Source organism: Paraburkholderia sediminicola (genome assembly GCF_046026855.1).
Taxonomy (GTDB): domain Bacteria; phylum Pseudomonadota; class Gammaproteobacteria; order Burkholderiales; family Burkholderiaceae; genus Paraburkholderia; species Paraburkholderia sediminicola_A.
Map to the genome: position 1 here is coordinate 1 of NZ_JAQQET010000052.1, position 13,836 is coordinate 13,836.

9 protein-coding genes are annotated in these 13,836 nt (G+C 64.2%); 4 read left to right on the plus strand and 5 right to left on the minus strand.

Translation table 11 applies throughout. The annotated features are described in order from the left end of the window. Positions 1-87: 87 nt before the first annotated feature. Together argH and PQR40_RS36695 are read right to left on the minus strand one after the other, a co-directional pair. The gene (gene argH, locus PQR40_RS36690; RefSeq protein WP_408238413.1) at positions 88-1,494 is read right to left on the minus strand and encodes an argininosuccinate lyase; all 1,407 of its coding nucleotides are present in this window, start codon (positions 1,492-1,494) and stop codon (positions 88-90) included. 99 nt (positions 1,495-1,593) lie between these two features. Then, positions 1,594-2,406, minus strand: a complete 813-nt coding sequence (locus tag PQR40_RS36695; RefSeq protein ID WP_408238416.1) for a helix-turn-helix transcriptional regulator — start codon at positions 2,404-2,406, stop codon at positions 1,594-1,596. 180 nt (positions 2,407-2,586) lie between these two features. Between PQR40_RS36695 and PQR40_RS36700 the strand changes: the two genes are divergently transcribed. Beyond that, complete coding sequence (locus PQR40_RS36700; RefSeq protein ID WP_408511085.1) at positions 2,587-3,339, plus strand: class I SAM-dependent methyltransferase; 753 nt, start codon at positions 2,587-2,589, stop codon at positions 3,337-3,339. Positions 3,340-3,573: 234 nt separating this feature from the next. On the opposite strand, the gene ppc is transcribed toward PQR40_RS36700, so the two are convergent. Continuing rightward, positions 3,574-6,798: a phosphoenolpyruvate carboxylase gene (gene ppc, locus PQR40_RS36705; RefSeq protein WP_408238422.1), complete on the minus strand. Its 3,225-nt coding sequence runs from the start codon at positions 6,796-6,798 to the stop codon at positions 3,574-3,576. A gap of 404 nt (positions 6,799-7,202) precedes the next feature. On the opposite strand from ppc, the gene hemC reads away from it, so the two are divergent. Genes hemC through PQR40_RS36720 form a run of 3 tightly spaced genes read left to right on the plus strand, consistent with a single transcriptional unit; the run spans position 7,203 to position 11,418 of the window. Then, positions 7,203-8,207: a hydroxymethylbilane synthase gene (gene hemC / locus PQR40_RS36710; RefSeq protein WP_408238425.1), complete on the plus strand. Its 1,005-nt coding sequence runs from the start codon at positions 7,203-7,205 to the stop codon at positions 8,205-8,207. Then, complete coding sequence (gene hemDX / locus PQR40_RS36715; protein WP_408511086.1) at positions 8,207-10,225, plus strand: fused uroporphyrinogen-III synthase HemD/membrane protein HemX; 2,019 nt, start codon at positions 8,207-8,209, stop codon at positions 10,223-10,225. The genes hemC and hemDX overlap by 1 nt, the downstream gene beginning before the upstream one ends. Positions 10,226-10,227: 2 nt before the next feature. After that, entirely contained in the window at positions 10,228-11,418 is a 1,191-nt protein-coding gene (locus tag PQR40_RS36720; protein ID WP_408238431.1) for a heme biosynthesis protein HemY, read from the plus strand. Positions 11,419-11,625: 207 nt separating this feature from the next. Here PQR40_RS36720 and PQR40_RS36725 read toward each other — a convergent pair whose 3' ends face one another. Both PQR40_RS36725 and PQR40_RS36730 read right to left on the minus strand, forming a co-directional pair. Further along, entirely contained in the window at positions 11,626-12,945 is a 1,320-nt protein-coding gene (locus tag PQR40_RS36725) for an MFS transporter (RefSeq protein ID WP_408511087.1), read from the minus strand. An 84-nt stretch (positions 12,946-13,029) separates the two neighbouring features. After that, positions 13,030-13,788, minus strand: a complete 759-nt coding sequence (locus PQR40_RS36730) for an SDR family oxidoreductase (RefSeq protein WP_408238437.1) — start codon at positions 13,786-13,788, stop codon at positions 13,030-13,032. Positions 13,789-13,836: the final 48 nt, after the last annotated feature.

Here is a 13,836-nt window from a genome sequence, read left to right on the forward strand (position 1 = left end):
CGCGTGCCGCCTGGTGCTTGCAGCGATGCCTGCGGCAACGCGGCCTGTAAGGCACGCGTTGCCGGACGCGCTCACGCGCGCCGGGCCTTACTTCAACGCTTCCCGCGCAGCCTTGACCGCCGCGAGCACCTGCTCGGGCGCCGTGCCGCCCGGATGGTTGCGGCTCGCCACCGAACCTTCGAGCGTCAGATACGAGAACACGTCCTCGCCGATCAGATGCGCGACGTTCGGCAGTTCCTGACGCATTTCTTCCAGCGTCAGGTCGGCCAGATCGCAGCCGCGATCGGCACACACGCGAACCGCTAGCGCCACCGCCTCGTGCGCGTCGCGGAACGGCAGGCCGCGCTTGACGAGGTAGTCGGCGAGATCGGTTGCTGTGGAGAAACCTTGCAGCGCGGCGTCGCGCATGGCTTGCGGCTTGACCGAGATGCCGGCGACCATTTCAGCGAAGATGCGCAGCGTGTCCGCGACTGTATCGACGGTGTCGAACAGCGGCTCCTTGTCTTCCTGGTTGTCCTTGTTGTACGCGAGCGGCTGGCCTTTCATCAAGGTCAGGAGCGCGATCAGATGGCCGTTCACGCGGCCCGTCTTGCCACGCGCCAGTTCGGGCACGTCCGGATTCTTCTTCTGCGGCATGATCGACGAACCGGTACAGAAACGGTCGGCCAGATCGATGAAGCCCACGCGCGGGCTCACCCACAGCACGAGTTCTTCGGAGAAGCGCGACACGTGCGTCATGATCAGTGCCGAGGCGGCCGTGAATTCGATCGCGAAGTCACGATCGGACACCGCGTCCAGCGAATTCGCGCAGATGCCGTCAAAGCCCAGCGTCTTCGCCACGGCATGACGGTCGATCGGATAGCTGGTGCCGGCCAGAGCGGCTGCGCCCAGCGGCAGACGATTCACGCGCTTGCGGCAATCCACCATACGCTCGGCGTCGCGCGAGAACATTTCAACGTAAGCCATCAGGTGATGACCGAACGTGACCGGTTGCGCGACTTGCAGGTGCGTGAAGCCCGGCATGATGGTTGACGCGTTCTTTTCCGCCATGTCGAGCAGGGCCGTGCGCAATTCCGTCAGCAGGCCGCCGATGCGGTCGATTTCGCCGCGCAGCCACAGACGGATGTCGGTCGCGACCTGGTCGTTACGCGAGCGTCCCGTGTGCAGGCGCTTGCCGGCGTCGCCGATCAGCGCGGTCAGACGCGCTTCGATGTTCAGGTGGACGTCTTCCAGATCGAGTTGCCACTCGAACTCGCCTCGCTCGATTTCGCCCTTGATCTGCGCCATACCGCGTTGGATCGCGGCGAGGTCGTCGTCGGCGATGATCTTCTGCGCGGCCAGCATCGAGGCGTGCGCGAGCGACCCTTCGATATCGACGAGCGCCAGACGCTTGTCGAAGAAAACCGACGACGTGTAGCGTTTGACGAGCTCCGACATCGGCTCCGAGAAGCGAGCCGACCAGGCTTCGCCTTTTTTGTGCAGTTGGGACGTCATGGTGTTTGGCAGTTGAGCGAGCGGTGAAGAGGCTGACGGCGTTTGCATCAGTGCAAAGGCGCCGCCGAAGCGAAGAAAGACGGTGATTTTAACACTGGGCTATTCCCGCACCAGCACCACCAGCTTCAGATCCTCGCGATGGGCGGGCTTGAAGGTGATCTGGTCGTAGACGATGCGGCCGTCGCGCGGATGATTGAATTCGCGCCGGCCGCCCTCGCGGCCGCCCACGTCCTGCGACGCCCAGAAGCGGGCGAACGCGTCGCTGGCGGTGGTGAGCGAGTCGATCAGCCCGCGGGTGGGGGCGTCGTTCAGATGGCGGATCGAGTCGGCGCGGAATTCTGCGGCAAGGCGCCGTGCGCGCGTTTCCCAGTCGACGATCAGCTCGCGGGCGGCCGGTTCGGTGAAGGTGTAGCGCAGCAGATTGCGGTCGTGCGTGCCGTCCAGCCAGCCGACGAACAGGTCGGCGGCGCGCGCGTTCCAGGCGAGCGCGTTCCACTGCCGGTCGAGCACGTAAGCCGGTGCGTTCACGAGTTGCACCGTTTCCAGCAGGGTGGCGGGCGCGTCGGCGGCGGCCGGATCGGGCTCGGCCGGGTCGCGCTGGGCGGCCAGCTCGAACAGATAGGCCCGCTCCGCGCGCGACAGTTGCAATGCGGCGGCAATCCGCGCCAGCGCCTCGGCAGAAGCGGAGACGGGGCGTCCCTGTTCGATCCACGTGTACCAGGTCGGGCTCACGCCACACAGCTGCGCGACCTCCTCGCGGCGCAAGCCGGGCGTGCGCCGGCGCGGGCCCGGCGGCAGGCCGAGCGCTTGCGGCGTGAGCCGTTCGCGGTGAGCGCGGATGAAATCGCCGAGCGCGCGGGCAGGCGTGGCGTCGAGCGGCGGCGGGTTGTCGGCGGAGGACGGCGTGGTCATTCTTGTCAGGCAGCGCGTGGAAGGGGGCAGTGTGGGGGTGGTGTTATTGATACCAGAATAATCGCTTAACTTGTACTGGTACACGACGGGCTCTATTGTAACGGCTGGAGCGGTGCAGTGCCGTCCAGACCAACCTGGCCCAAGCCCAGCCCAAGCCCACCTAGATAACCGGAGCCTTCCGTGAAGCACCACGATCAAGTTGCCGACGCCTTCGGCTCGACCGCCGCCGCGTATTTGACGAGTCAGACGCATGCCACCGGCGCCGATCTGCAGACGCTGGCCGGGTCGATCGCCGTGACGCCGGACGCGAAGGTGCTCGACATGGGCTGCGGGGCGGGTCACGCGAGTTTCGCGGTGGCGCCGCACGCAAAAGAAGTGGTCGCGTACGACATCGCGCCGCAAATGCTGGCGACGGTCGAAGGCGCGGCGAAGGATCGCGGCCTGACCAACATCCGCACGCAACAGGGCGCGGCTGAAAAGCTGCCGTTCGACGATCATTCGTTCGACTGGATCATCAGCCGGATGAGCGCGCATCACTGGCACGACGTGCCGCTTGCCTTGGCCGAAGTGCGGCGCGTGTTGAAGCCGGCCGGCAAGGTGCTGTTCATCGACATCGCCGGCGCCGATCATCCGCTGCTCGACACGCATATTCAGGCAGTGGAAGTATTGCGCGATGGCTCGCATATCCGCGATTACCGCGCTGACGAATGGATTGCATTCTTCGAAGCGGCTGGTTTCAAGGCATCGATTCGCGAGCGTTGGCGCATCGCGATCGAGTTCAGCTCGTGGGTGGCGCGCATGCGCACGCCGGAGCCGCGTGTGGTGGCGATTCGCTCGCTGTGGAGCAATTCGCCCGATGAGGTGCGCCAGTATTTCGACGTGCAGGAAGATGGCTCGTTCAAGCTCGACGCGCTGATGGTCGAGGCGCAATGAGTTGACGCGGCGAGTTGCAACGCGTGAGCAAAGTGCGACTCGGCGGCGAATAATGCACAGGATCCCGGGGGGGCGTTTCGGGGGAACGGTGCCGGGTTCGGTCCGCGCCGGAAAAACTGAAGCCGGGCACGGTCAACTGACCCATGTCCGGCTTCTTTTTTTCATCAATCTCAGCCGGACGCGGGTTAGTTCACCCTATCCGGCTGAGACTCGAAACCAACTGCAACTGCTGGCTTAGCCCGTATTACGCAGCCCCGCCGCAATCCCGTTGATGCTCAAATGAATCCCGCGCCGCACGCGCGCGTTGGTATCGCCCGCGCGGTGACGTTTGAGCAATTCAACTTGCAAGTGATTCAACGGATCGAGATACGGGAAGCGGTTCTTGATCGAACGCGCGAGCAACGGATTCTCCGCGAGCCGTTCGCTCTTGCCGGTAATCTCCGACAACACCTTCGATGTACGCTCCCATTCCGCGACGATCCGGTCGAACACGTGCTTGCGCAGCTTCTTGTCGGACACGAGCTGTGCGTAGCGCGAGGCCACCGCGAGATCGGTCTTTGCCAGCACCATATCCATGTTGGAGAGCAGGTTCGCGAAGAACGGCCAGGTCTTGTGCATTTTCTTGAGCAGCGCAAGACGGCGGGTGCGCTCGGCGTCGCTCGGTGCGCTGTCCAGATGCGCGGCCACCGCGCTGCCGAAACCGTACCAGCCGGTCAGCAGCAAACGGCATTGACCCCATGAGAAGCCCCACGGAATCGCGCGCAGATCTTCGATCTTGCGTTGCTTCGGGTCCTGCAACTTGCGTGAAGCCGGACGGCTGCCGATGTTCAGTTCGGCGATCTCCGAGATCGGCGTCGACTCGAAGAAATACTCCTTGAAGCCCGGCGTTTCGTAGACCAGCGCGCGATACGACGCCATCGCCGCGTCGGACAATTGCTGCATCGTTTCTTCGAAGGCGGGCAGTTGCGCGGGCGCATTGCCGTGCGGCAACAACGAGGCTTCGAGCGTCGCGGCCACCACCGTTTCCAGATTGCGCCGACCGATTTCCGGATTGCCGAACTTGCTGGCGATCACTTCGCCTTGCTCGGTCAAACGGATCTGGCCGTCGACGGTGCCCGGCGGCTGCGACAGAATCGCCTGATAGGTCGGACCGCCGCCACGGCCAACCGTGCCGCCGCGGCCATGGAACAGACGCAAGGTCACGCCGCGTTGGTTGAACAGCGACACGAGTGCAAGTTCGGCGCGGTACAACTCCCAGTTCGACGTCAGGAAGCCGCCGTCCTTGTTGCTGTCCGAATAGCCGAGCATCACTTCCTGCTCGTTGCCCTGATGTTCAATCAGTGCGTCGACGCCTGGCAGCGCGATCAGATCGCGCATGATGTGCGGCGCGTTGCGCAAGTCGGGGATCGTCTCGAACAGCGGGATCACCATCAGGCCGGCTCGCGCCGGATCGTTCGCATCGCCCAGACGGCCATGCAGCAGGCCGGTTTCCTTTTGCAACAACATCACTTCGACCAGATCGCTGACGGTCTCGGTGTGCGAAATGATGTAGTTGCGCACCGCGCGCGCGCCGAACTTTTCGCGCGTGATGCGGGCTTCTTCGAGCACGCCGAGTTCGCTCTTCACGAGATCTGAGTACTCGGCATACGGCAAACGCAATGGGCGCGGTTGAGCCAGTTCGGCGAGCAGTACCTTGAGCTTGTCTTCTTCGGAGAGTGACGCGTAGTTTTCTTCGACGCCCGCGCGTTTCAGCAACTCGGCGATTACCGCTTCATGGATGTCGGAGCTTTGGCGCAAGTCGATACTTGCCAGATGGAAGCCGAACACTTCGGCGGCGCGCGCGAGCGGCGACAGACGCGGCGTAGCGAGCGGTGCGCCATGATGCTCGGCGAGCGAATCGATCAGCACATGCAGGTCGCGCACGAATTCGGCGGAGTCGCCGTACGGTTTGGCGCGCACCGGCGCCGCGCCGCGGCCCGCGCTGCGCACCGGCACGCTGCCTTCGCCGAGACGCACGCGCGCACTTGCGGCGAGCCGTGTGTACATGCCGATCAAGGCGCGGCGATACGGTTCGTCGGTACGGTGCGGCGACTGGTCGGGCGAGGCGGCCGCGAGTTCTTTCAACGCGTTGCTTGCGCCGGCCAGCAGGTTCGACACCGACAACTCGGCGCCCAACTTGTGCACCTGCTCCATATAGTGTTCGAAGATCACCGCGGCCTGGCGGGTGATCGCGTGCTCGAGCGTTTCGGCCGTGACGTTCGGATTGCCGTCGCGATCGCCGCCGATCCAGCTGCCCATCTGGAAGAACGGCGGCAGACGCGCCGCGAGGCCATGCTCGGCGAGCGCTTCTTCGATATCGGCATAGAGCGCCGGAATTTCTTCGAGGAAGGTCGCGCGGTAATACGACAGCGCGTTTTCGATTTCATCGGCAACGGTCAGCCGCGAATCGCGCAGCATCCGCGTTTGCCAGAGCGACGTGACGCTTGCACGCAGCATGGCTTCGTTATGCGCGCGTTCGCGGTTGGTCAACTGCTGATCACGTTCGGCCAGGAGGCGCGCGACGTCGTGCTGCGCGTCCAGAATGCTCTTGCGCTGCACTTCTGTTGGGTGCGCGGTCAGCACCGGCACGATCAGCGCGTCGTTGAAGAACTGCTGCAACACCGGCGTTGCAGCGGCACCCGCTTCGACGAGCCGTTCGAGCGCATGCGCCATGGTGCCCGGTTGCGAGGTGGAGCCGGCCAGCGCGTGAATCCGGTGGCGGCGATTGCGGTGGCGGTCTTCAGCGATATTCGCAAGATGCGAGAAGTAGCTGAACGCGCGCACCACGCTGACCGTTTGCTCCGGACTCAGCGAACGCAGTTTCTTGTCAAGCGTCTGCGCGGCGGCGTTGTCGTCCTCGCGGCGAAAACGCACGGCGGTCTGGCGGATCGTTTCCACGACGTCGAATACCGCGTCGCCTTCCTGTTCGCGCAGCACGTCGCCGAGCAGGCGTCCCAGATAGCGGATGTCCTGAAACAGCGGATGGTCCTTGTCCTCACGCGTGCGGCCGCTGCTTTTCGACGCGGGCACGACGGTATTCTGTGAAACGGCTTGCAGCTTGGGCGCTTTGGCGGCTTGCGGCGCGGCTTCGCTCACGACGACCTTAGCCTTCGGGGACTTGGCTTTGGCCGGTTTCAGCGCCTGGGTCGCGTTCGCGGTTTGCGTCGCCTTACCTGTCCTGACGGCCTTCACCGCCTTGTCCGCCTTGGCGGGCGACGAGGCTTTGGCGGACCTGGTGGCTTTGGCGATATGAGCGGCCTGGGTTGCCGTGGCCGCTTTGCCGGCGCGTTTGGCCGGTGTGGACTGGGCAGCCGTTGTTGCGGAGGCAGAAGCGGCGGGTGCCGTGGCGGCGTCGGCCGCTTGAGCATTGGGCGATGCAGTGTTGCGGCGGGCAGGGCGCGCCGATCCGGAAGACGTCACGATGGGTTTCCTCAGGGAAGCCAGGGTCTGTTGAGTGATGAACTGCTACTGCGGAACTGCTCTATGAACTGCAACGTGAACTGCGCGAAACGGTATGCGCCGATGGCAATACGCCGGAGAGGTGGCCGCGCGCATGGTGCGCAAAACGCACGAGCCGCGTGACGCGCATTGCATGCACGCCAGGCACCCGGGGCAGGTTGCGCCGCATTGCATCATCCCGCATGCCGCGCCCCGGTGCGCGAACGACCGTGCTTGAACAGGCTGGGATGGGGCAGGCGCGCGCTGCGCGAGGCCCGTCTCCTCCATCGATACCGTGCCGGCACGGCGCTCCGCTGTGCTTTGAGACACGGGGTCGCGTGCTAACATTGATTGTTATTACATCCCGTCATTCGATCAGCAAGCTAATGAACACCGAGACGTTTTCTACGCCACCCCACACGCTTGTGATTGCGTCGCGAGAAAGCCGCCTTGCCATGTGGCAGGCGGAGCATGTGCGATGTGCGCTGCACAAATTATATCCATCTTGTGACGTAAAAATCCTCGGAATGACGACACGTGGCGATCAAATTCTCGATCGCACTTTGTCGAAGGTTGGTGGTAAGGGCCTTTTCGTCAAGGAACTGGAAGCCGCGCTGGCCGACGGCCGCGCCGACCTGGCCGTCCACTCGCTTAAAGACGTGCCGATGGAATTGCCCGCGGGCTTTGCGCTGTCCACCATCATGGAACGCGAAGATCCCCGCGACGCGCTGGTGTCCAACGATTACGACTCGCTTGCCGCGCTGCCAGCCGGCGCCGTGGTCGGCACCTCCAGCCTGCGCCGCGAGGCCATGCTGCGCATGCGTTACCCGCACCTTGTGGTGCGGCCGTTGCGCGGCAATCTGGACACGCGCCTGTCGAAACTCGATCGCGGCGACTATGCGGCGATCATTCTGGCGGCAGCCGGCTTGAAGCGTTTGGGTCTCGGCGAGCGCATCCGCGCACTGCTCGATCCCGAAGACAGCTTGCCCGCAGCCGGTCAGGGCGCGCTCGGCATCGAGATTCGCGCCGATCGCGCGGACCTCGCGGCATGGCTTGCGCCGCTGCATCACGAACATACGGCTGCGGCCGTTGAAGCTGAGCGGATGGTCTCGCGCGCCCTCGGCGGCAGTTGCGAAGTGCCGCTCGCGGCTTATGCGCATTGGCATGACGGCGCGCTGCATCTGCGCGGCATCGTCGCTACCCCTGACGGCCAGCGTGTCTTGAGCGCGCAGGCATCGGCGCCGGCGCCCACCGTCGAACGTGCTATCGCGCTCGGCCAGGAAGTGGCGAGCGCACTCGAACAGCAAGGCGCGATGGAAATCGTCCGCGCGCTGAGCACGGCCAGCGGTCCCGCAGCAGGGGCCGCGGATAGCGCGGCGACCGGCGAGTGATGGCGGCCGATACCCCGGGCAACGCATCCTCGTCCGCCGGCAAGGCGGTGTTCACGGTCGTGATTACGCGACCGGCCGGTCAGTCGAACGACATGATCGCGCAACTCGCGGCGGCGGGCATTGCCGTGCTCGACTTTCCGCTGATCGACATCGCGCCTGTCACCGACGAAGCGCCGTTGCGCGCAGCGCTGGCCTCTCTGGAACGCTATGCACTGGTGGTGTTCGTCTCGCCCAATGCGGTCGATCACGCGTTCGCCAAGAGCGATGCGATCTGGCCGCACGCGCTGCCGATCGGTGTAGTCGGGCCGGGCAGTGTGCAGGCGCTGGCGCGCCACGGCGTCGCGGCGCCGGCGTACAACGTCATCAGCCCGCCGTCCGTAGCCGACGAGGATACGGCGCGTTTCGATTCCGAAGGCCTGTTCGCGGCGATCGATACCGCGCTTGGCGCGGGCGCGCTCGAAGGCAAGCGCGTCCTGATCGTGCGCGGCGACGGCGGCCGCGAATGGCTCGCCGACCGCTTGCGCGAGGCAGGCGCCGAAGTCGAGACGGTTGCGGCCTATCGGCGCCTCGTACCGGAACCGTCGATCGGCGGCTGGGCACGCGTGCACGCATTGCTTGCCGGCGAGCCGCACGCCTGGTTGCTCACGAGTTCCGAAGGTGTGCGCAATCTGCATGAACTCGCACAAGAGCATCTGACCGCCGGCGAAATCGCGCAACTGAAGCGCGCCAGTCTGGTCACGCCGCATCCCCGTATCGCGCAGACCGCGCGGGCATTGGGTTTTGATAGCATTACGGTGTCCGGTGCGGGCGATGATCGCATTGCCCGCGCCTTGCTTGCCGCCGTCCCGACCGTTGTTCAACCGGTACCGTCCAACCCGGCTCATTCACCGGCTAAATCACGCATGACTGAAACGAACGCATCCACGAACGCTTCACCCCAGCCGGCCGCAACCAGCGCGTTGCCGCCGAATCCACCCTTCACGCCCTACGAAGCGCAAAAGCGCCGCAGCGCGAGCGGACCGCTGCTGTGGTTTGTCGTCGTGATCATTGCTTGTGCGGCGGGCGTGGGCGGCTACGCGCTCAATCGCAAGGTGGAGCGCACCGAGCAACAGCTCGTGCAACGCCAGCAGGCGAACGACGCGCAGACCAGCGAACTGCGCGTCAAGACCGATCAGGCGCTGGCCACGGTGCATCAGTCCGACTCGCAGGTCGCGCAACTCGAAGGCAAACTCGCTGACGCGCAAACCGCGCAGCAGGCGCTGCAGCAGCAATACACCGATCTCGCCCGCAATCGCGACGACTGGACGATGGCTGAGGTCGGCCAGATGCTGTCGGCCGCGAGCCAGCAGTTGCAGCTCACCGGCAATACGCAACTCGCGCTGTTCGCGCTGCAAAGCGCGGACACGCGTCTCGCCGCCTCGGATAGCCCGCAGGCCGTCACCGTCCGCAAGGCGATCGCGCAAGACATCGACAAGCTGAAGGCCGCGCCTTCCACGGATCTGACCGGTATGGCGATCAAGCTCGACAATGCGATCGACCAGGTCGACAGCCTGCCGCTCTCTGGCGAAGCGCCGATTGCCCATGCCACGCCGAAGGCCGCCACCTGGGCCGACACGGCAAAGGTGGCCGCGGCCACTGGCGAGCCGCGCTGGAAAGTGTGGTGGCGTGAAGTCACGACCGGCATCGGCCAGCAGTTGACGAGTCTCGTGCAAGTACGCCGTATCGACAACGCCGACGCCATGCTCGTCACGCCCGATCAAGGCTACTTTGTGCGAGAGAATCTGAAGCTGCGTTTGCTGTCGGCGCGGCTTGCGCTGCTCTCGCGCAACCAGACCACGCTGAAGTCCGACCTGCAGGCGGCGCAAGCGGCGCTCACGCGCTACTTCGACAACACGTCGAAGAAAACGCAAACCGTGACCGATCTGGTCAAGCAGGTGGATGCGGGCTCGGCGGCGGTTGAACTGCCGAATCTGAACACCAGCCTGCAGGCCGTCAATCAATACCGGAGCCGAGGCTAATCATGGCAATCCGGGGACTTCTATGGCTCGCGTTGCTGTTCGCCATCGCGGTGGTGCTGGCGGTGGTCGGACGCTTCGACATGGGGCAGGTGCTGCTGATCTATCCGCCGTACCGCGTCGACATCTCGTTGAATCTGTTCGTGGTCGGGCTGGTGGTGCTGTTCATCCTGCTGTACGCGCTGCTGCGCATCGTGCGCAATATCTGGCGCATGCCACAGCGCGTGGCTGCATATCGCGCTCGCTCGCGTGTCGCGAAGGCGCACGCTGCATTGCGTGACGCGATCGGCAATCTGTACGCGGGGCGTTTCTCGCGCGCTGAAAAAGCCGCGAAAGATTCGCTCACAAATGGCGACAACAAGGGTGCGGCCGGTTTGATCGCGGCCACCGCGGCGCACCGCATGCATGAATATGCGCGGCGCGACGAATGGCTCGCCCAGATCGACGAAGCCGACTGGCAGGACGCACGCCTGATGGCCACCGCCGACATGCGTGCCGACGGCCGCGACGCGGACGGCGCGCTCACCGCGCTCACCGAAATGCAGTCGCAGGGCGCCCGGCGGATTCACGCGCAGCAGATCACGTTGCGCGCGCAACAGCAATTGAAGAACTGGGGCGAAGTGCTCAAGCTCGTCAAGACGCTGGAAAAACGGGAAGCGATCCATCCGGCGGTGGCGGTGCGTTTGCGTCAGCTCGCGGCGGAAAACCTCTTGCGCGACCGGCGTCATAACGCTGATGCGCTGCTGGAGTTGTGGAATTCGCTGTCGGCTACGGAGCGTCATTCGCCGCGTCTCGCGGATCTCGCGGCTGAACTGCTGGTGTCGCTGAATCGTCCGCAGGAAGCACGCAAGATCGTCGAAGAAGCGCTGGCGCAGAACTGGGACGCGCGTCTGCTGCGCCGTTATCCGGACACGGCCGGGGGTGACGCGTTGCCGCTGATCCAGAAGGCCGAAGGGTGGCAGAAGGATCGCCCGGAAGACGCGGATCTGATGTTTGCATTGGGCCGCTTGTGTTTGCATCAGCAGTTGTGGGGCAAGGCGCAATCATTCCTCGAGCGTGCGCTGAAGCTGGCCGACAACGAGACGCTGAAGATTCGTTCACATCGGGCGTTGGCGCGTTTGCATGAACAGCTCGGTGACTCCGATAAGGCGAGCCAGCATTATCGTGAGAGCGCGTTGGCGATGAATATCGTTTGATGCGTTAATCGCTGCGGCGTTTGTTTGATCGCGTGCTGCGGTAGATGGAAAAAACCCCCGGAGATGGACGCCGGGGGTTTTTTCGTTTGTGATGCGTGGAGCGTATTACGTGAACCCGGGTTCGCGCCCCGCGACTCATGGCTCGTGACGAGCGGTGTTTGACGGCGCTTCCTGCGCTTCCTGCGTTAAGTCACGAAGCGAGCCGCCTCACTTATTGACCATCTTCGCCGGCACACTGACCGCCAGCAAACCGCCGAGGATCATGAACGCCGCCAGCATATACATGCCGGAGTCGTTCGCGGCCGTTGCCTGCTTCAACCAGCCGACCGCGTACGGGCTGAGAAAGCCCGCGAGATTGCCGATCGAATTGATCATCGCGATGCCGGCTGCCGCGCCCGTGCCGGCGAGGATCGCCGTCGGCAAACTCCAGAACAGCGGCAGGGTGGTCAGGATGCCCATGGTCGCGAGCGTGAGCGAAGCCATGGCCAGCACCGTGTTGTGCGCCCATACCACGGAGAGCACGAGGCCAATCGCCCCCGCGAATGCCGGCAACGCGATATGCCAGCGCCGCTCGCGCAGGCGGTCCGCGCTGCGCGACACGAACACCATCGCGACCGCCGCTGCCGCAAACGGAATCGCGGACAGCAGGCCGATCATGAACGAGTCTGTCACACCGGTCGCCTTGATGATGGTCGGCAGCCAGAAGCTCACGCCATACAGGCCCATCACGAACGAAAAATACGTGAGGCTCAGCATCAGCACGCGGCCGCTCGTGAGCACCTGACGAATCGGCATGTCGTGCTTGGTGGCTTCTTCGGCCGACACCTGGCGTTCGAGCAATTCCTTCTCTTCGCTGGTGAGCCACTTCGCCTTCGAGACGCGGTCGTCGAGCATCAGGAACACCATGATCCCGACGATCACCGAGGGAATCCCTTCGAGCAGAAACAGCCACTGCCAGCCATGCCAGCCGTTCATGCCGTTGAAGCTCTTGAGGATATAGCCCGACACCGGGCCGCCGATCACGCCGGACAACGCGATGGCGGTCATGAACCAGGTAGTCATGCGGCCACGACGATGCGACGGATACCAGTAGGTGAGATACAGGATGATGCCGGGGAAGAAGCCCGCTTCGGCGAGACCGAGCAGGAAGCGCATGACGTAGAACATGGCCGGCGTGGTGACGAACATGGTCAGCATCGAGATCACGCCCCACGACACCATGATCCGCGCGATCCACACGCGTGCGCCCACTTTGTGCAGGATCACGTTGCTCGGAATTTCGAAGATGAAATAGCCGACGAAGAAAATCCCCGCGCCGAATCCGTAAACCGCGTCGCTCAGGCCGAGATCGGTGGTCATTTGCAGCTTGGCGAAGCCGACGTTGACGCGGTCGAGATACGCGACCACGTAGCAGAGCATCAGAAGCGGCGCGAGCCGCCAGGTGACCTTGCGGTAGGTCGCCTCTTCGAACGTTGAAGGTGGCGCCCCCGCGCCGGGGTGGTGGAGCGGATTTGCGGGACTAGCCATGGTGTCTCCTTTTTTCTTGTGGAAATGAAGTACCGCCGTCGATCGCGATTCTAGCCGTGCAGGATGGTTTGGTTTGCATGGCGTTTACACGCAGCGCCCGCCGTCCACTTCGAGACACACGCCGGTGATGAACTCCGCCTCGTCCGAGGCGAGGTACAGCGCCGCGTTGGCGATATCCTGCGGCGTCGAGAAACGCCCGAGCGGAATGCCGGCGAGAAAGCGCTTGCGGTTTTCCGGCGTATCTTCGACGCCCATGAATTCCGACAGCAGCCCCGTCTCGCCCATCACGGGGTTCACACAGTTCACCCGAATGCGGTCCGGGCCCAGTTCGACGGCGAGCGACTTGCTGGCGATGATCACCGCGCCCTTGCTGCTGTTGTACCAGATGAGGCCCGGCCGTGGCCGGACGCCGGCTGTCGACGCGATATTGATGAAAACACCGCCGCCTTGCTGGCGGAAATACGGCACGAATTCCTGCACGCTCCAGTAGATGCTTTTGACATTAACCGCATAGACGCGGTCGAACTCGGCCTCCGTCACGTCGAGCACCGGTTTGTTGCGATGCGTCGTGCCGGCATTGTTGACGACGATCTGTACGCTGCCGAAGTCTTCGAGCGCGGCCTCGCGCAGCCTCTGCCAGTCTTCGCGTTGCGTGACGTTGCCGGTCACCGCGATCGCCTTGCCGCCGGCGAGAGCGATTTCGCTCGCCACGCGCTCGGCCGCCGGGCCGTTCAGATCGTTGATCACCACGTTCGCGCCTTCGCGCGCGTAGGTCTTCGCGATGCCTTCGCCGAAACCCGAGCCGCCACCCGTGACGATGGCCGTTTTACCTGTCAACCGCATGATGTCTCCGTTGTTTGTTGTGGATGGTGATGCGCCTACGTCTGTTTG

Bases quoted from the DNA above. Each gene is read 5' to 3' on its own strand.
- argH (WP_408238413.1), bottom strand. From the start codon at position 1,494: ATGACGTCCCAACTGCACAAAAAAGGCGAAGCCTGGTCGGCTCGCTTC.
- PQR40_RS36695 (WP_408238416.1), bottom strand. From the start codon at position 2,406: ATGACCACGCCGTCCTCCGCCGACAACCCGCCGCCGCTCGACGCCACG.
- hemC (WP_408238425.1), top strand. From the start codon at position 7,203: ATGAACACCGAGACGTTTTCTACGCCACCCCACACGCTTGTGATTGCG.
- hemDX (WP_408511086.1), top strand. From the start codon at position 8,207: ATGGCGGCCGATACCCCGGGCAACGCATCCTCGTCCGCCGGCAAGGCG.
- PQR40_RS36720 (WP_408238431.1), top strand. From the start codon at position 10,228: ATGGCAATCCGGGGACTTCTATGGCTCGCGTTGCTGTTCGCCATCGCG.
- PQR40_RS36725 (WP_408511087.1), bottom strand. From the start codon at position 12,945: ATGGCTAGTCCCGCAAATCCGCTCCACCACCCCGGCGCGGGGGCGCCA.
- PQR40_RS36730 (WP_408238437.1), bottom strand. From the start codon at position 13,788: ATGCGGTTGACAGGTAAAACGGCCATCGTCACGGGTGGCGGCTCGGGT.